Here is a 17,356-nt window from a genome sequence, read left to right on the forward strand (position 1 = left end):
GTTGAGTTTCCTACCTCATCTCTATATAAGTAAAAATCCGATCAATCCTAGTCAAGATCATTTTAACTAATCACTGATTGAATTTCATGAGACAACATTTCCCGAAAGCGAATTTCATCTCGATGAGGATCAGCGCGAGTGACTTGTACGGTAAAACGTTGGCCCAAGGGAATTAAACGCTCAAACCGATGAGGTAACTCTAATCCTAACTCTTCCAACAAAATCAAGCCAAGATTCTCTTCTTCGCGTAACCAGCGCAAGAGAATTGCGTGCCAAGCTTGATCGCCATTGCGCCGCAAAAATTCTAGCCCCCAATAGCGATTTGTCTGACGTTCTACAGAGGTAGCTTCTGATGTAGAGGTCGCCACACTATAGATGATTTCTTGCATCTGTTCGATGGAAAAGGGTAATGGATCGCCTCGTAAATGGGCTTTAACTTGAAAATGGGTTAATAAATCTGTATAACGACGAATGGGAGAGGTTACTTGAGTATACACATCTAACCCTAAACTTGCATGACGAGATGGGGTTGTGGTCAATTCCGAACGCGGCATACAGCGACGCAGGGCACAAGAGCGAACTGGTCCGGCTGGCAAAACAATTAATTCTTCTTCTGGGGGTAATTCTGGCTGAGGTTGACCGCGAAAAGGCACAGGTAGCTCATGTTGCTGACAATAACGCCCGGCCACTTCCCCGGCTAAAATCATCATCTCGGCTACTAACTGACGAGAACGAGAACTATAGAGTAATTCCACCACAATTTCATCATTTTCTTTCACTTTGATGACCGACTCGGGCATAGAAATATTAATTGACCCCTGAGATTTACGCCATTCGACGCGCCGAATTGCACTACTCCCCAAAATCCCTATTTCCGGTTCAGCTTTAATGTCGAGTTGTAGCATTTCATCCACATCTTCATAAGTCAAGCGATAGGTTGGCTTAACTAGACTGGCATGAATCGAATAATCCAATACTGAACCATCATCGTTTAAAATCACCGCAAAGCTTAAGGCCGGACAGACTTGTCCTTGTACTAAACTCATCGGCCCTGTAGCGAGTTCCGGCGGAAACATGGAAATCATGCCGGTGGGTAAATATAAACTGGTACTGCGCCGTCTAGCTTCTAAGTCGAGTTCATCTCCTGGAGTCACCAGACGAGACGGATCAGCAATATGAATCCATAGACGGATTTTTCCCTCGTCCAAAAATTCTACACTTAACCCATCGTCGATTTCCTGTGTACTCTCGTCATCAATGGTGTAAATTTTTAGATGAGTTAAATCCAGACGCTTTACATCCGGGTCTGGGGGAGGTGATACTAAACAACTTTTGGCCACTTCTAGAACCCTTTTCGGAAATTGGACAGGATAAGAACTACGACGTAGAAACAGATTTTCATGAGGACTCCACCACCCTAAAGAGATCAGTAACTCCAAGGCGGCTTCTGGAGTTTGTGAACGATCAACAGCATTTAGGATGTCCTGCGCGGATGAATGTTTCTGTTCAGGTTGAAGGATAAATTTCTCAAGTGCTTCTAAACGGGTACGATCACTGTCTAGCCATTCGACTTTTTCTTTGGCTAAGGCTTTTTGAATCCGAGTAAAAAACCCTTGTTTTTCTCGCTGACGCTGTTCTTCGACTTCTAACTGATGTTTGATTTCTTCTACTTGTACAGCCGAGCGGGGTTCGTAGCTGTCCCCTTTTTTCTTAAAGTATATCTTATCTTCACACAGCAGACTATGGGCGACGTAGCACAGCACTGGACTTTGCTCAGAAAACAATAGCAACGCCATTTCCGATGGGGTTACAGGTGTCCCTTCTTCTACCAGCAATTCCCAGGCTACTTCTAAGCTAGATGGATCGATGAATGGCTGTACTTGTTGGAGAAAATTGGCAATATCACTCGGCTGGTATGGACCCCCGGTGACTTCAAATTCTACTCGCTGAGGACGTATTTTATGAGCTTGTCCTCCTTGATCGATAACTATCCAGTCTTTTTTCCCGTCAGGCCGATCAACAACGGCTAATCGACGTTCGCCTTGTAGCCTGAATTCTACGAGTTTTCCCTTTGAGAGCGTTCCCTTTTCCACCAGTTTTGTACTTTACCTATATTAATGCTATGTTTATGTCTCTTTTGCGCTCGTTGGGCATCGCTACCCTTTTTCCTCCAGACTCTTGTTGATTACTTGGCCTGCGGAGTGGCTGACCGTTCTTCGTTAGGAACTTTAGCCCTCACCAGTCTGAAACGGTTTGTTGCTCAAGGGTTGCTCTGCCTTTGAGGGGCAATGGCTTAGATTGAGCATATAGCCGCATTTTTTATTTTACCACTCCCTTTTCTCGCTACATAAAATTCAATCATTTTTGCTCTCGTCATCTGTCTCTTTCTTTTAAGCTTCCCTGTTCGGATTTTCTTTATGCTAAAATTATCTATATTTACTCTCGCTTATCATCTATTTTCGGCTCATCAAATTGCTAAGCTACTTAAGAGGCCCTCAATCCGATCAACTCTATCTCGTTAGGGGTCTTGGGCCTCAAAACCGTAGTTCACTGTTTAGTTTCTCTTGCTCCTCAGTGCCAAACTCTGGCTTAGCGTGAGGATAGTTTCTAACCCTTAACTCACTTGACTTACATCACGCGATGAATGTCGAGCAAGTTTGGCTATATGTTTGGCTAGAGTTAGTAAAAAATATATCGCTAACAAATAAGCGGCAGCAAGCAATATCGTGAGTACAGGCATTTCTTCTATCACTGGAGTAAGGTGGGTAAAACGAGCAGTAGGTTCTTGATTTTGAGCGGGAAAAACCGGTATCGGCTTAAATGCCATAGCCTATCTGGATAAGTAGTAAACCGATCATTACTACTAATCCTGACTCACAAAGATTAGGACTTCTCCCTTCTTTGTTCTTTTTAGCTCATTACAGCCAACACGCGCAGTAATTTGGGCCTTCTATCTTACTTTGAGATAGAAAACTGTAGAGCCATCAATCGCTGAGTCTCTTTTTAGGAACGTCAGGCAATAGCTGCCCAACCTTCGCGTTCTCCCCAAGCCTAGTGATTGAAAATCTCTTTCTACAAGTTTTGGGAGGAACGGGTGTTGGAAATACTTAAAACCCTCACTATTAGCTTAACATAAGATACCCCTAGATGTAGAGATTTTTTTGAAGATTTTTTTCCCCACAGTTCAGGGTTTGGTCGCTCAAAATCCCGAGAGATCCTAAGACAAATTTTCCTGGGTAAGGGAAGCTTATCTTAAAATAAGTATGAGTATATGTAAACTTTCGTAACTAATTTGCCCACTTCGGCTCACCAATGATCTCAAGCACATCTTTATTTGCTCCCGTAGACAAGGATCTCCGTCTCCTAAGCGAGAACCTAAAAAAGCTTGTTGGCGCTCGCCATCCCATTCTGGCCGCGGCCGCCGAACACCTGTTCGATGCCGGAGGGAAACGAATCCGACCGGCGCTCGTTCTACTGGTATCGAGAGCGACCATGTTAGATCAAGATATTACTCCTAGACATCGGCGACTAGCAGAAATCACTGAAATGATTCACACCGCTAGTTTAGTCCATGATGATGTGGTTGATGAAGCTGAACTACGCCGCAATGTTCCTACGGTTAATAGTTTGTTCGACAACCGAATTGCGGTTTTAGCCGGCGATTTTCTGTTTGCTCAGTCGTCATGGTATTTAGCTAACTTGGATAATTTAGAAGTAGTCAAACTGCTATCTGAAGTGATCCGAGATTTTGCTGAAGGAGAAATACAGCAGGGAATCAATCTATTTGATACTGGCATAACCCTAGAAGCTTACTTAGAAAAAAGTTATTACAAAACAGCTTCTTTAATGGCTAATAGTGCCAAAGCGGCGGCGGTTTTAAGTGATGTTCCCCGAGAAGTCACTGAACATTTGTACAACTATGGCCGCTATTTAGGTTTAGCTTTTCAAATCGTCGATGATATTCTTGACTTTACGTCACCTACAGAAGTATTAGGCAAACCTACCGGCTCGGATTTGGCAAGTGGAAACATTACCGCTCCAGCTTTGTACGCTATGGAGGAAAATCCCTATTTAGAAGTATTGATCGAACGAGAATTTAGCGAAGAAGGTGACCTAGAAAAAGCCTTACAATTAGTCAAAGAAAGCAACGGAATTGAGCTATCAAGGGAATTAGCTTCTAACTACGCTCAGTTGGCTTTGGAACATTTAAAATGTTTGCAACCTTCTCCATCTAGTCAGGTATTAGCGGATTTGGTAGATTACAACTTGAGTCGTCTTTATTAAGTCTGTTACAACTCGGTTTCAAAAACCATTTGACAGTCAATTTTACAATCCGTTAAAACCCGAGGATATTGAACATGAAAACACCCAATAAACTCATAAAAATCTTCAAATTAGCGGCGATAAAAAAGAAAGAAAAATTGTTGATTAAATCCGCTTTTAATTGATAAAAAGTTTCTCATTTGAGCCAAAATAATTTGAGTTAGTTGAAACCCCCTAGCTCAAATCATTAGTCGTATTTGACAATTTCCGCCGACGAAATAAATCGGTAGGTATTTCCGTTACATAATACTAGAGTATTAGTTTAGGAGCGGCTGACAGTTATATCGCTTTTGTGCTACACTATGTTACAGGGGGGATAGCTCAACGGAAGAGCGCTTTCTTATGCAGGAAAGAGGTTGCAGGTTCAAATCCTCGCTCCCTCCAGGAAAACTGTAGCTCAACGGAAGAGTATGGGATTGCGAATCCCAAGGTTGAAGGTTCGATTCCTTCCAGTTTTCCAATTTCATGAAATATATGATGAGTGTATGAAGATTAACCCAGAAGAGTTAGAAACTTGTCTGAGAGTGTTACAGGAAATATCAGAAAATACAGAACTGATTAATAATCATGAACGCTTTAAAAGTTTAATTGCAAAAATATACAAAAATGGTAAAAAAATTGTGCGCCGTAATCTAGCACAAGAGCCACAGCAAGAAGATAAAAAAATCAAAAATACGACGGCAATAGTTAAAAATAAAACTCGACAGCAACCGAGCGCAAATTTGCCAAGTTCATTCTTTTTTAAAGGTCAAAAACTTTCTCATCCCATTCCCTGTTATATCTGCAAACAACCTTATACAGATATTCATTTTTTTTATCATTCCCTATGTCCCATTTGTGCTGAGTTTAACTATCATAAACGGCATCAACGCACAAATTTAAAGGGGCGTGTTGCTCTAATTACTGGGGGACGTATTAAAATTGGTTATCAAACAGCATTAAGACTCCTAAAAGATGGAGCAAAAGTTATTGTTACTACTCGATTTCCTCACGATGCGGCTAAAGGTTTTAGCAGTGAGGTAGATTTTGGTTATTGGCGTGATCGCTTACAAATTTATGGGTTAGATTTACGTAATCTCGGAGCAGTAGAAAACTTAGTTCGCTATCTTTTTGATACGGAAAAAGCTTTAGATATCATCATTAATAATGCGGCTCAAACCATTAAGCGCCCGTTAGCCTTTTATCAACATCTTTTAGAAGGAGAAAAAGCTGATAAAAATTTTCTTCCGTTGGCGGTGGAAGGGTTAATTACCTCTCGGATTAATTCGGCTCCTTTATTGCTAGAAAGCTATGGAAATTATCCCGGACATCTGACGATCAATCAAAGAGATTTTCCCCCTCAGATTTTTGATGAAGATGGGCAACAATTAGATCGGCGTTCCCAGAATAGCTGGCGGCTGAAATTAGATCAGGTTAGTTCTGTAGAGATGTTGGAAGTTCAGTTAGTTAATGCCGTAGCTCCTTTTATTTTAAATAGTCAATTAAAACCTCTGCTGATACGTTCTCAATTTGAGCGGCGTTTTATTATTAATGTATCGGCTATGGAAGGGCAATTTAACCGTAAGGATAAAACCGTTCATCATCCTCATACTAATATGGCTAAAGCGGCTTTAAATATGATGACTCGGACTTCGGCGGCAGATTATGCGACTGATGGGATTTTTATGAATAGTGTAGATACGGGATGGATTACTGATGAGAATCCTTATCCTAAGAAGATGTATTTACAAGAAAAAAATGGGTTTTATCCGCCGCTAGATATTATTGATGGGATGGCAAGAGTTTATGATCCAATTGTGCAAGGGATAGAACAAGAAGTAGAACCTTTATCAGGTTTTTTTCTGAAGGATTATCATCCTTATCCTTGGTAGGGGATTATTATCCGTAGTGCGGAACTTGGTTCACACCCCAGCCTGTAGCAGATGAATATGAATGTTGAAAGGAGATTAAGATGCAAGGAGATTTTATTAATCATTGTCCTATAGATGAAGCGGTGGAAAGTGGGGCCAAAGATTTAGAAGAAATTGTGCCTTTGATTGAATATCTTCAGGGAAATATTCCTGTGACTGAACCTGTAAGATTTCCTCGGGGTACAATGATGCCTGATGGTAGGTTGGATTTATGTAAACAGGGAATTGGGGTTACAGGTTGTCAGCAAATTACTGATGTTTTGAGGGCTAATACTACTGTTATTAGTTTGCTTTTGGGAACTGATGGTATTGGTGATGTGGGTGCGTCTGCGGTGGCGAAGTTGATTCAACATAATAGTCATTTAGAAGTGGTTTATTTGGGGTGTAATCAGATTACTAAAAAAGGTGCGGCTCAATTGGCTGCGGCCCTGAGTTTGAATACTTCGGTCACTGGGTTATGGCTTAAGCGTAATCCCATCGGTAGAATAGGCGCTGAATATTTGGCCGAAATGTTGAGCATTAATAAAAGTATTCGGACTTTGGATTTAGTTAATACTCATTTGGAAGAAACAGGGTTAAATAGGATTCTTGATGTTTTGATTGATAAAAATCGCACTGTTGAGCGTTTGTATCTGGGGGGGAATCAAATTTATGATCAAGCGGCTAAACGCCTATCTATGTTACTCAAAACTAACCCCAATATTAAGTATTTATTTTTGAATGTTAATCATTTGGGAGATGTAGGTGCTATTGAATTGGCTGATGGTTTACGGCAAAATAGCACTTTAATTGAGTTGGGAGTTGCTAGTAATGGGATTACATCCACAGGAGGGATGGCGATTTTAGAGGCGATAGAAGGTCATCCTTCTTTAGTTAACCTTGATTTGGGTTATAGTCCCTCTACTCAAGTTTTAGCCGCTAGAGCTAATTCTCTTGGGGCTGCTGGCGCTGAGAGAGTTGGTAAATTGCTGGCAAATGACTCAAATTTATTAAGGCTTAATCTGCGAGGTAATGGGATTACAGAACAGGGTAAGATGGCTATTATTGAGGGTCTAGAAAAAAATTATCGCTTGCAACACCTGATTTTAGATGGCAAGTTAGAGCCACAAATTAAGGCTTTACTCGAACGTAACCGCAACTTAAATTCATCGGATAATTTATTGCCGCGTGATGTGGCTTTAATAAGGAGTGTCTATCGGACAAAATAATTTAAAATCCTAGCCCCCTTTATTATTAATAAATATCCTTCACGGTGTAGAGGGAGACAGATTAAAAAAGTGCTGAATAGCTTGCCAAATTTGGGGCAAAACATTAGTTAAACTATGATCACTTTCTAGTTCAATTAATTTTACCCAAGGGCGTTCACTAGCATAGCGGCGGCTAAATGCTATGGGGATAACTTCGTCATAGCGACCCTGTAGAATTAAAGTAGGAATTGGTCTATTTAATTGGTTGAGAGAATATTGTTTAAGGTCTTCAACAAATTGATAATGAATCGGTAGCATTCGCCGCTCACCGTAATGATAAACTAATAACGAGTCTGTCTCTTGCCATTGCTTAACCTGGGCTTCTCCTAAATAAGATAACCACAGATCTAAAAAACCCAAAGCCGGCGCTAATAAAACAAGAGATTCTACTTGAGAATATTGCTGTCCTAACCAGGCAGCCGCTAACCCACCTAAACTAGAACCAATGATTCTAACAGGGGTAACGGCATCAGGAAATAAAGCAGCCGCTTGTTGTAATTGTCGTGTTAGGGTTAGTTGAGAAAAATTGCCGTCATTGAGATCAGGAATTGTCAGAGGAATTTGACAGTTTTGAAAATGATTACCGATGTATTGAGCTTTAGTGGAATTGTTGCTCGAAGCAAAACCATGTAAATAAATGTAATTTACCATACAGAATTTAGAGCCATATTTTGACAAGAATCACAAAAAATCAGTAACCCATTCATAAACGGCTACTGATCTTTTACCCAAAAAACAGATATAATAAATAAGGAATTATATAAGTTTAATTATTAACCTTCCTCGTCGGTTTCTTTGGGTTGGCTAGGAGAAGAATTATAAAGGGCATCTAATTGTTGACGAGCATCTTCCACCGTAACTGAACGCATAACTAAAAGCGGCTCACTAATAGGACGACCATTTTTATCTAATAATTCTGGGTGAATAGTTTGAGCATTGTAATAAGTATTTGCTCTGGCGCGTCTAGCATTAGCTGCCGCACTTGGATAACGACGTTGTGAGTCCATACTCACAGTGATTAAACTACGGATGAGGTTGCTAATAGCCAAAAAAGCAATTATCGTAAAGGCCAAAATGTAAAGTAAATGTAACATATTATTATGCTCCTAGAAAGATTCGAGTCTATGGGGGGTATTGATTAATTACCAAAAAAGAATTGAATCAGACAGTCGTATATAAATAGCTTACCAAGGATAGACCTTGGTTTTTTCATACCGGGGATCATGTCTTAGCTATGACTGCTTAGAATTTTACTCGGGTTTCTGTTTTATAGAACGCCAACGCATCGAAATTCGCCAACACTCAGCTACTAAGTTATGCCAAGGTACTAGCATACTCGCTTCGATACCCGCTTGTCCATCCGTCGCCTGAAATAACATTTGAGCAGTGGTTACTTCTTTTTGAGCCTGTTTTACCCGTTCGAGTAAGTCCGTTTGTTCTTCACAGGAGATGAATGACAGCCGCTCGTTTTCTAATAATGTACAGGCGCGAGAAAACCAGTATTGGAAATCTTCTAACAGGGGCTTGAGAACGGTATTCAGGAGTTCGGGTTCAGAGGGTTGTGAATTTGACATTATCTTAAAATGGTTTTCTATTCCAGTCTTATCTTAGCGTTATTTAAATTTCTTAACATAATTTAAAATAAATTTTCATCTTTGGCTAATAGAGATAAGAATATATACTTAGAGCCGTTTTTGACCTCCTAACCCTCCGTGTGTTGCTTGTTTGTTAGGATAGAGGTTAAAGGTTGAAAAACAACAACAGCTATTAGAAGCACAGGAAAAAGCCGCGCGGCTTGCAGAGTGCTTGAGAGCGATGGGTATTGAGCCGCATGAGTAAATGATTTTATTGTTGACAAAAAATCCTTTTTCGGATTGGAGTTTAAAAAAGCAAAATCTAGCATTTGTGTGATATAACTTTCCTATTTCACTTTTAGAAAAATCATACTCTTTTTTAATCGTCTGTTCACTTGGTATCGTTTCTATCTTGCTAATTAGATATTCTGCTTGTAATATGTTGATTAAAGACGTTCACCCTGGCTACTCTCAAAAAGACACCAACCGAGCAAATACAGCTAAAACAGAAAACAGCTATGTTTACAGTAAAACTTAAAAATGGAGAAACGGTACAAGTCCCTTTAGAAGAATTAGAAGAGTTTCTAGAAAAAAATCGAGAACAGATTCAAGAGCAGCACAAACCTATGGGAAAAAGGCGTACTTAATAATTGTAGGGTGGACATTGCCTACCAAAACCTACCTATAATATCTCAACTCTCATTAATAAACTCTTCAATAATATTAAATATTGTATTAAAGTGTTGAAAATCTGTCTCATCTCCTTCTTGACATAACCAGTTACATAAATTTTTCTTTTCATCATTATTAACTTCATATTTGATAACTTCAGGTATTTCTTTACCCCGCTCAATTTTAATAGTTTTAGTTATATCTATAAAAGCTTGTTTATGGTCAATAGCTCTTTCTATAGTTGATTTTGGCAAAAGATTTTCTATACCTTTTTTAATTAGATTTTCGTCACTTGAAGGAATAACTATTTTAGTAATTTTTCCTTTTTGATCTGGCTGTTTCTGAGTATCGCAATCATAAAGTAATAAAACTCGCTGAGAGAAAGCTTCTGCTATTTGAGTATTTACATTCTTCCATAATTTATCTAAATTAGGACAACCATCACCATTTTTTAATTCTATCTTATCTAAAAGTTCTGTCTTACCTAACTCTTGGGCGGCTTTGGTGATATATCTAATATCATAGTCACCCTCTACAAAAACAATCGGCTTTTTGCTATTTTTGATAGCTTCTTCTAAATCATTTTGATATTTCTCAGTTTGCTTAAAATATGTGTAAGCATGATCAAATTCTTTAAATCTTTCGGCGGTGATCAAGTTTCCGTCAGGCATTTCTACAATTTGAAACCCATCATCAGTAAACTCATCCCTCATACCTAGCAAGAATAAGGGTGAATGGGTAGTAATAATGAATTGAACTTTAGGAAAAAGCTTAATGAGTTTAGGTAGAGTATTGCGCTGTAAATTAGTATGTAAGTGTAGATCAATTTCGTCTATAATTACAATACCCCTAACATCGTGAGTAGATTCAAAAGGTTGTTCAGTTAAATCATAATCTCTTAAAATTGAACAAAATAAATTAAATAATAAGGTTTCTCCCGTCGAAAGCTGAAAAATATTAGGAATCCAAGGTTGTTCATTTTTTATAATTGAAAAAACTCGATTATGTCTATTACCTAATTTTAAGCTCAAAGTTTCTTGCGTATTAAAAATAATATTTAAAAATATATTAACCCTTTCGTATAATTTAGCATTCTTTCCTATATATCCTGTCAAAATATTTAAAGATAAATTGTTCGGATTCAAATCCTCACAAGGAATCTTCATAATCATCTTTTCTAAAGTTTCACGATCAAATAAAATATCTAATAACCAATTTTTTATTTCTTGGATACCGTTATATTTAATTATAGAGCGATTAGAATAACCGGCAATATGTTTTAAATCCATAAAATTTGCTTTAGCCAGCAAATGCTCTACATTTAACCAAGCAGGTTCTTCAAATCTATTAGCAGGAAAAAATAATTCTACATTTGTATTGATGAGTTCTTTAATTTGATATCCTGTTATACTTAAATCGTTATTTTTTAAATAAGAAGTTTCATATGGAGGAATTTCTTTCCACTCTTTATAAATTGGCGTATATTTATAGTAATCTTCAAAACTATTTTTCGATTGATTTAATTGCCATTCTATAAATTCTAGTTTATCTTCAAAATTTAATTTAGAGAAATAATAATTCTTTCCTGTTTGAATATAATGAGGTGATCTCAATTTATAAACTCTTCCTTGTTCTACTTCAGCATTTTCATAAATAAGTTGTTTGGCGGCAATTAAATGGTGAACAATAAATGATAAAATTATACTTTTACCTGTACCATTTTTCCCAACAATAATAAACGGTTTAGGCACTCCTCCATCTGAAAAAGGCAATGATAAATTAAAGTAACTGATAGGGCCAACATTTTCTAAAAGAATGCTTTTGAGATACATATTTTTTCTATTTCGTCGCTTTCGGCTATTAAATTAACTTATAAATTCTAGCAAAAAATCTAATTATTCACGGTCTTGTGTTTTAAATTAAGCTATAGCATTTGCTAAATATTGCCTCATTGTTTGACATATATAAAACTTTTGTTACCCTTAAAAATTAGGTGGGCACTTCCTAAAAAAGTTAAAATTTCTACCTAATATTAAGGGCAGAAGTGTCCACCCTACAAAATATTAATTCTTGGCATTACTCAGATATTTTCTAGCCCGCGTAGGCGGGCTTCGTTCGTGTAGCCGCACCCTTTAGGGTGTAGGCTAAAAAAGAAGAACCTTAAACTCGTAACCCTGTTGTGTTACAAATTTGTATTATATAATAAAACTAACGCCGCCTCAAAGGGGGGTGAGGGGGATAGGGTTAGCCGCGCAAACTTGAAACCCAGTCCTCAGATAAGATGAGACAATGATATTAAATAGACACACAGCACAATATTATAGAGAACAGATTAATGGTTAAAACGCCGATCGCCCAACCAACCGAAGAACAACCACCGATAAAACTCCCCAAAACCAGCGAGTCTGACAACCTAAAAAGAATACGTCACACCGCCTCCCACATCATGGCCATGGCGGTACAGCAACTCTTTCCTAAAGCACAAGTCACCATCGGACCTTGGACAGAAAACGGCTTTTATTATGACTTTGATACCCCCCAACCCTTTAGCGAAGAAGACTTAAAGGCCATCAAAAAAGAAATGGTCAAAATTATCAAACGTAAACTCCCCGTCATTCGCGAAGAAGTCAGCCGCCAAGAAGCCGAACGCCGAATAAAAGCCATCAACGAACCCTATAAACTAGAAATACTAGAAGGAATACAAGAACCGATCACCCTTTATCATTTAGGTGATCAATGGTGGGACCTCTGTGCAGGTCCTCACGTGGAAAGCACAGCAGATATAGACCCCAAAGCCATAGAATTAGAAACGGTAGCCGGCGCTTATTGGCGCGGCGATGAAACTAAAGCACAACTACAGCGTATTTATGGAACTGCATGGGAAACCCCAGAACAACTCGCCGAATACAAGCGGCGTAAAGAAGAAGCATTAAAACGGGATCACCGTAAACTGGGAAGAGAGTTAGGACTATTTATATTTTCCGATGTCGTCGGTCCGGGTTTGCCGCTTTGGACTCCCAAAGGCACCATTATTAGAACCACCCTCGAAGAGTTCCTCAAAAAAGAACAGGTAAAACGGGGTTATCTGCCGGTGGTTACGCCTCATCTTGCTAGAGTGGATCTGTTTAAAATTTCCGGACACTGGCAAAATTACAAAGAGGATATGTTTCCCATGATGGCAGAAGATGAAGAGTCTGCCCTTCATGAAATTGGGTTTGTCCTCAAACCGATGAACTGTCCTTTTCATATCCAAATATATAAGAGTGAGTTACGTTCCTATCGTGACTTACCTATGCGCTTAGCTGAATTTGGTACCGTTTATCGTTATGAACAGTCGGGAGAGTTAGGGGGGTTAACCCGAGTACGAGGGTTTACCGTTGATGACTCTCATTTATTTGTGACTCCCGAACAACTCGAAGAGGAATTCTTGAGTGTGGTTGACTTAATTCTGTCGGTGTTTAAGAGTCTTCAATTAAAGAACTTTAAAGCGAGACTGAGTTTCCGCGATCCGGCATCGGATAAATATATTGGCGGGGATGATGTTTGGAATAAGGCCGAAAATGCTATTCGTTCTGCTGTGCAAAAAATGAATATGGAACATTTTGAAGCACCCGGAGAAGCGGCTTTTTATGGTCCTAAACTTGATTTTATCTTTCAAGATGCCCTAGAACGAGAATGGCAATTAGGAACCGTTCAAGTAGACTATAATTTACCCGAACGGTTTGACTTAGAATATGTCGCTGAAGATGGGTCTAGAAAACGTCCTGTGATGATCCATCGTGCCCCGTTTGGGTCTTTAGAGCGTTTAGTGGGAATATTAATAGAAGAGTATGCCGGAGATTTTCCTTTATGGTTAGCCCCTATTCAAGTGCGGCTTTTACCGGTGAGTGACCCTCAGTTGGACTTTGCTAAAGAAGTTGCGGCACAACTGTTATCTCAGGGAATACGCGCAGAAGCAGATACTTCCGGAGAAAGACTCGGTAAGATGATCCGCAATGCTGAGAAACAAAAAATACCGGTGATGGCGGTTGTGGGTGCAAAAGAGGTGGAGTCTAATACCTTGAGTATCAGGACTCGTGCTTCAGGAGAGTTAGGAACCATAGCAGTTAGTGAAGTGATCGAGAAAGTGACGGAGGCGATCACGAATCATACTAATTTCTAACTTGTCGGGTGGGCATCACCCACCCATAAAATAATTTATGACAAATTATCCAATTAACCCACAAAAAATAGAGGGAAACTGGCGAGCAGGATGGGCGCTGGATGTGCATACTATTTCTAGTTCTCCGCTTCCGGATGGTAGTTTTGATACTGTCAGATCATATTTAGGAGAACTTCTCTATCAACTGAAATATCGCCAAGATCAAAAAGTTATTGTGCCAATTGCAGAAATTGTCGCGCCCTTTATTCAAAATCTATTAGTTTATCAATATTTAAGTGCTATTATCCCTATTCCTCCTTCAAATACGGATAGACCATTCCAGCCAGTTTATGAGATAGCAAGGGCGATAGGAGACATGATTAATTTGCCTGTTCCTTTAGATTACTTAGTTAAGATAAAATCTACAGAACAACTAAAAGCCGTTGAGGACTTAGAGACAAGGAAACAGCTACTACAAGGTGCAATGCAGGTTACAGATCGTCAAAGATTTAGAGGACGATATATCTTATTATTTGATGATTTATACCGATCAGGAGCGACTTTGATGACTGCTACTGATGTTCTTGCAAATGAAGGTGGAGTTGCTAGAATATTTGTATTAACATTAACCCGAACACGAACAAAAAAATAATGAACAGCACAGAATATTTTTGGTTTAGACTTCTTCAAACTCCTGGTATTGGGGCTAAAAGTTTAGTGACCATAGCCAAACTTCTTCAAAAATATAATTTATCTCCTGAAAAAATTCCTAATAGTAAAAAAGAGTTATCATCTCTATTTCCAGAATTGGCTAAAATTATCCTCAATAAAATCAAAAAAGAAGATCAAGAGAAAATTTTTCAAGAGTATAATGAAATAGAGAGAGAAGACATTAATCTTTTTTACCCTCAACATCCACATTATCCTGAAAAATTACTAAATAAATTAGATAAATATGGCATTTCTCCTGTTTTATTTTATCAAGGACAGAGCAAATTACTTGATCAAACAGGAATTGCAGTTGTTGGTTCTAGGAATGTCTCTGTCAAAGGAATAGAAGCAACGCAAAAACTTGCCCATAACTTAGCTCTTGAGGGAATTAATGTTATTTCAGGTTATGCTAAGGGAGTAGATTCGGAAGCTCATTTAAGTGCTTTACAAGCTGAAGGAACAACAACTTTAGTTTTAAGTTACGGAATTAAAGAATTCCGTTTAAAAAAAGAATTTAACGGATTTAACTTTAAAAAAAATATTTTGACAATATCGCAATTTTCTCTGAAAACAAAATGGATGGCAAGAAATGCTATGGCCAGGAATAAATTAGTTTGTGCTTTATCTCAAGGAATTATTGTGATTGAATCAGGACCCGAAAAAGACGAACTAGGAAAAATGAGTGGAACGTTTAATACTGGTCTAACGGCTCTAAATATGAATTTACCCCTATTTGTTGTCAATCCTGAGTATTTTGAAAAACCCCCACAAGGGAATTATGATTTAATTAAAAAAGGAGGAGTTAAAATTGATCCAGAAAAAGGAATAAGTCAAATTATTGAACATCTTTCCAAATTACAACTCACAATTAAGAGTGAGCCGAAAAAAAACGTGGCTGTACAAACAGAATTATTTCCAATTGATCTCATTGCTCGATAAAAATTTGCTTAATGAATATAGTTAAGGGGAATAAAAAATTTTTACGGCTTTCTAGACTGTATCTATATTTCCCCTCAACCCCTTGCCATCCGGCAAATAGGTATGATACAATGGCAAAGCACTCAAATGCGGATGTGGCGGAATTGGTATACGCGCACGTTTGAGGGGCGTGTGGCTTACGCCTTGCGAGTTCGAGTCTCGCCATCCGCATAGAATTTTTAAATAATCATTATAGTCACCGCTTTTAGCCATCTTTATAAAAAGTTAAGGAGTCATATCTGCAAAAAAGCGGCATAAACCGAGCGAGAGAATGCCAAAATAGAAGAGGCATATACCGAATAACTGACAATGGCTTTAATTGCTGTTATAGACTACGACATGGGAAACCTGCACTCTGCCTGTAAAGGACTAGAAAACGCAGGCGCAACCCCTAAAGTGACCGACTCCGCTAAAGAAATAGAACAAGCAGATGCTATTGTATTACCTGGGGTAGGATCATTCGATCCGGCGGTGCAACATCTGCGATCACGGGACCTAGAAGCACCCATCAAAGACGCTATTGCCAGTGGAAAACCCTTTTTAGGAATTTGTTTAGGGTTACAAATACTCTTTGATGCCTCAGAAGAAGGATCACAACCGGGTTTAGGCATTATCTCAGGAGTTGTTCGTCGTTTTCGCTCTGAACCTGGGTTAACCATTCCTCACATGGGTTGGAATCAACTAGAATATACTCAAGCCAACCTCCCCTTATGGCAAGACATACCTTTTAATCCTTATGTTTATTTCGTCCATTCATACTATGTCGATCCGGTTGATTCCAGTGTGAAAGCCGCCACTGTAACTCATGGATCGCAAAAAGTAACAGCCGCCATCGCCAAAGATAATATTATGGCAGTACAGTTTCACCCAGAAAAATCTTCCAGTAATGGTCTAAAAATCTTATCTAATTTTGTTAATCAGATCAGGGTGAAAGCATTAGCTTAACCCGGTTATTCAGGGGGAAATATGCACTTAACCTCAACGGCTAAGTTACTTGCAGGTGTTTCTTTTTTAATAGAGGAAATGCTGGCTTTCCCCCCTATTTTAATCCCCAATTTCAAGGCGACAAGCATCAATCATTCAACCACAAAAAACCGCTCAATAGAACAACGAAAATCCGGTAATAGGGTTGAGGTTATTTCATCCTTGTTATATAATGTAGCTACTAATGTTAATCTGGCATTATCTCGTCGATAAATCTCTACTTGCTTCTTAAAACGATCCACGATCCAATATTCAAGGACTCCTGTAACCGAATAGAGTTTTAACTTAGCTTCCTTATCACGCCGCTCATTCTCTTCTCCTGGGGATAAAACCTCTATAATTAACTCAGGTGCACCAGTAAGATGTCCCGCTTCATCTTCTACTACAGCTAATCTTTCCTTGCTAATCCATACTACATCAGGGATCACATTATCCGCATCCGAGAAAATGATACCGGGTGCTAGAATAGTCTGTCCTAAGCCGCTTATTTCCGACCAAGCATCTAGATAACGGAAAATTTTACCAGAAATTTGTTGATGTTTACGGTGGGGCGCTCTCGTCACAAACAACTCTCCGTTAATAATTTCATAACGAACCCCCTCGCTTTGCGGTAAAACTTCTAAGTCTCGGACTGTCCAACGGACGCTATCAAGGGTTTGATTCATTGCTGCTAAATTTAATTTATCTTCTATTATAGTCTAATTAAGGATGACCAATTATAGTAACGTTATTATAGAGAGGCTTTTAGGCTTCTAGCTGTAAACTTAACGTTAGTGGGTAAGGTTCCTCATAATTTTTGTACAAAAGTTTCAAGAT

15 protein-coding genes and 3 tRNA genes are annotated in these 17,356 nt (G+C 38.8%); 11 read left to right on the top strand and 7 right to left on the bottom strand.

The features are described from left to right. Window positions 1-62: 62 nt before the first annotated feature. Both CYAN7822_RS00295 and CYAN7822_RS00300 read right to left on the bottom strand, forming a co-directional pair. Complete coding sequence (locus CYAN7822_RS00295) at window positions 63-2,093, bottom strand: ribonuclease catalytic domain-containing protein (protein ID WP_013320225.1); 2,031 nt, start codon at window positions 2,091-2,093, stop codon at window positions 63-65. A 521-nt stretch (window positions 2,094-2,614) separates the two neighbouring features. Continuing rightward, window positions 2,615-2,827, bottom strand: coding sequence for a hypothetical protein (locus CYAN7822_RS00300; RefSeq protein WP_013320226.1), 213 nt, complete (start codon window positions 2,825-2,827; stop codon window positions 2,615-2,617). 485 nt (window positions 2,828-3,312) lie between these two features. Between CYAN7822_RS00300 and sds the strand changes: the two genes are divergently transcribed. The 5 genes from sds to CYAN7822_RS00325 all read left to right on the top strand — a co-directional run bounded on the left by sds (window position 3,313) and on the right by CYAN7822_RS00325 (window position 7,441). Continuing rightward, a complete protein-coding gene (sds, locus tag CYAN7822_RS00305) occupies window positions 3,313-4,284 on the top strand; it encodes a solanesyl diphosphate synthase (RefSeq protein WP_013320227.1) in 972 nt (323 codons plus the stop codon). Window positions 4,285-4,633: 349 nt separating this feature from the next. Continuing rightward, window positions 4,634-4,707, top strand: a tRNA-Ile gene (locus tag CYAN7822_RS00310). 2 nt (window positions 4,708-4,709) lie between these two features. After that, window positions 4,710-4,779 (top strand) — tRNA-Arg (locus CYAN7822_RS00315). A gap of 29 nt (window positions 4,780-4,808) precedes the next feature. Next, a complete protein-coding gene (locus CYAN7822_RS00320; RefSeq protein WP_013320228.1) occupies window positions 4,809-6,194 on the top strand; it encodes an SDR family NAD(P)-dependent oxidoreductase in 1,386 nt (461 codons plus the stop codon). Between the two features lie 80 nt (window positions 6,195-6,274). Next, the gene (locus tag CYAN7822_RS00325; RefSeq protein WP_013320229.1) at window positions 6,275-7,441 is read left to right on the top strand and encodes a leucine-rich repeat domain-containing protein; all 1,167 of its coding nucleotides are present in this window, start codon (window positions 6,275-6,277) and stop codon (window positions 7,439-7,441) included. A 39-nt stretch (window positions 7,442-7,480) separates the two neighbouring features. Here CYAN7822_RS00325 and CYAN7822_RS00330 read toward each other — a convergent pair whose 3' ends face one another. From CYAN7822_RS00330 to CYAN7822_RS00340, 3 genes are all read right to left on the bottom strand, one after another. Continuing rightward, window positions 7,481-8,131 carry a YqiA/YcfP family alpha/beta fold hydrolase gene (locus tag CYAN7822_RS00330; protein ID WP_013320230.1) on the bottom strand — a complete coding sequence of 217 codons (651 nt, stop codon included), beginning with the start codon at window positions 8,129-8,131 and terminating at the stop codon, window positions 7,481-7,483. 122 nt (window positions 8,132-8,253) lie between these two features. Next, a complete protein-coding gene (locus tag CYAN7822_RS00335) occupies window positions 8,254-8,574 on the bottom strand; it encodes a DUF2973 domain-containing protein (protein ID WP_013320231.1) in 321 nt (106 codons plus the stop codon). A 156-nt stretch (window positions 8,575-8,730) separates the two neighbouring features. Further along, window positions 8,731-9,054 (bottom strand): DUF2605 domain-containing protein, encoded by a 324-nt coding sequence (locus CYAN7822_RS00340; RefSeq protein ID WP_013320232.1) that lies wholly within the window; start codon window positions 9,052-9,054, stop codon window positions 8,731-8,733. Window positions 9,055-9,572: 518 nt separating this feature from the next. Between CYAN7822_RS00340 and CYAN7822_RS40075 the strand changes: the two genes are divergently transcribed. Beyond that, the gene (locus tag CYAN7822_RS40075; protein ID WP_013320233.1) at window positions 9,573-9,701 is read left to right on the top strand and encodes a hypothetical protein; all 129 of its coding nucleotides are present in this window, start codon (window positions 9,573-9,575) and stop codon (window positions 9,699-9,701) included. 45 nt (window positions 9,702-9,746) lie between these two features. On the opposite strand, the gene CYAN7822_RS35430 is transcribed toward CYAN7822_RS40075, so the two are convergent. Next, window positions 9,747-11,558 (bottom strand): AAA family ATPase, encoded by a 1,812-nt coding sequence (locus CYAN7822_RS35430; RefSeq protein ID WP_013320234.1) that lies wholly within the window; start codon window positions 11,556-11,558, stop codon window positions 9,747-9,749. Window positions 11,559-12,061: 503 nt separating this feature from the next. Here CYAN7822_RS35430 and thrS point away from each other — a divergent pair. The 5 genes from thrS to hisH all read left to right on the top strand — a co-directional run bounded on the left by thrS (window position 12,062) and on the right by hisH (window position 16,501). Continuing rightward, a complete protein-coding gene (gene thrS, locus CYAN7822_RS00350) occupies window positions 12,062-13,888 on the top strand; it encodes a threonine--tRNA ligase (RefSeq protein WP_013320235.1) in 1,827 nt (608 codons plus the stop codon). Between the two features lie 37 nt (window positions 13,889-13,925). Then, a complete protein-coding gene (locus tag CYAN7822_RS00355) occupies window positions 13,926-14,519 on the top strand; it encodes a ComF family protein (protein WP_013320236.1) in 594 nt (197 codons plus the stop codon). Beyond that, complete coding sequence (locus tag CYAN7822_RS00360; RefSeq protein WP_013320237.1) at window positions 14,519-15,517, top strand: DNA-processing protein DprA; 999 nt, start codon at window positions 14,519-14,521, stop codon at window positions 15,515-15,517. Before CYAN7822_RS00355 ends, CYAN7822_RS00360 begins: the two co-directional genes overlap by 1 nt. A 128-nt stretch (window positions 15,518-15,645) precedes the next feature. Then, window positions 15,646-15,727, top strand: a tRNA-Leu gene (locus CYAN7822_RS00365). 138 nt (window positions 15,728-15,865) lie between these two features. Then, a complete protein-coding gene (hisH, locus tag CYAN7822_RS00370) occupies window positions 15,866-16,501 on the top strand; it encodes an imidazole glycerol phosphate synthase subunit HisH (protein ID WP_013320238.1) in 636 nt (211 codons plus the stop codon). A 131-nt stretch (window positions 16,502-16,632) separates the two neighbouring features. On the opposite strand, the gene CYAN7822_RS00375 is transcribed toward hisH, so the two are convergent. Continuing rightward, complete coding sequence (locus CYAN7822_RS00375) at window positions 16,633-17,205, bottom strand: Uma2 family endonuclease (RefSeq protein WP_013320239.1); 573 nt, start codon at window positions 17,203-17,205, stop codon at window positions 16,633-16,635. Window positions 17,206-17,356 lie beyond the last annotated feature (151 nt).

Source organism: Gloeothece verrucosa PCC 7822 (assembly GCF_000147335.1).
GTDB lineage: Bacteria > Cyanobacteriota > Cyanobacteriia > Cyanobacteriales > Microcystaceae > Gloeothece > Gloeothece verrucosa.

Coding starts and splice junctions, on each gene's coding strand:
- CYAN7822_RS35430 (WP_013320234.1), bottom strand. CDS start 11,558: ATGTATCTCAAAAGCATTCTTTTAGAAAATGTTGGCCCTATCAGTTAC.
- thrS (WP_013320235.1), top strand. CDS start 12,062: ATGGTTAAAACGCCGATCGCCCAACCAACCGAAGAACAACCACCGATA.
- CYAN7822_RS00375 (WP_013320239.1), bottom strand. CDS start 17,205: ATGAATCAAACCCTTGATAGCGTCCGTTGGACAGTCCGAGACTTAGAA.
- CYAN7822_RS00340 (WP_013320232.1), bottom strand. CDS start 9,054: ATGTCAAATTCACAACCCTCTGAACCCGAACTCCTGAATACCGTTCTC.
- CYAN7822_RS00300 (WP_013320226.1), bottom strand. CDS start 2,827: ATGGCATTTAAGCCGATACCGGTTTTTCCCGCTCAAAATCAAGAACCT.
- CYAN7822_RS00360 (WP_013320237.1), top strand. CDS start 14,519: ATGAACAGCACAGAATATTTTTGGTTTAGACTTCTTCAAACTCCTGGT.
- CYAN7822_RS00335 (WP_013320231.1), bottom strand. CDS start 8,574: ATGTTACATTTACTTTACATTTTGGCCTTTACGATAATTGCTTTTTTG.
- CYAN7822_RS40075 (WP_013320233.1), top strand. CDS start 9,573: ATGTTTACAGTAAAACTTAAAAATGGAGAAACGGTACAAGTCCCTTTA.
- sds (WP_013320227.1), top strand. CDS start 3,313: ATGATCTCAAGCACATCTTTATTTGCTCCCGTAGACAAGGATCTCCGT.
- CYAN7822_RS00355 (WP_013320236.1), top strand. CDS start 13,926: ATGACAAATTATCCAATTAACCCACAAAAAATAGAGGGAAACTGGCGA.
- CYAN7822_RS00325 (WP_013320229.1), top strand. CDS start 6,275: ATGCAAGGAGATTTTATTAATCATTGTCCTATAGATGAAGCGGTGGAA.
- hisH (WP_013320238.1), top strand. CDS start 15,866: ATGGCTTTAATTGCTGTTATAGACTACGACATGGGAAACCTGCACTCT.
- CYAN7822_RS00320 (WP_013320228.1), top strand. CDS start 4,809: ATGAAGATTAACCCAGAAGAGTTAGAAACTTGTCTGAGAGTGTTACAG.
- CYAN7822_RS00330 (WP_013320230.1), bottom strand. CDS start 8,131: ATGGTAAATTACATTTATTTACATGGTTTTGCTTCGAGCAACAATTCC.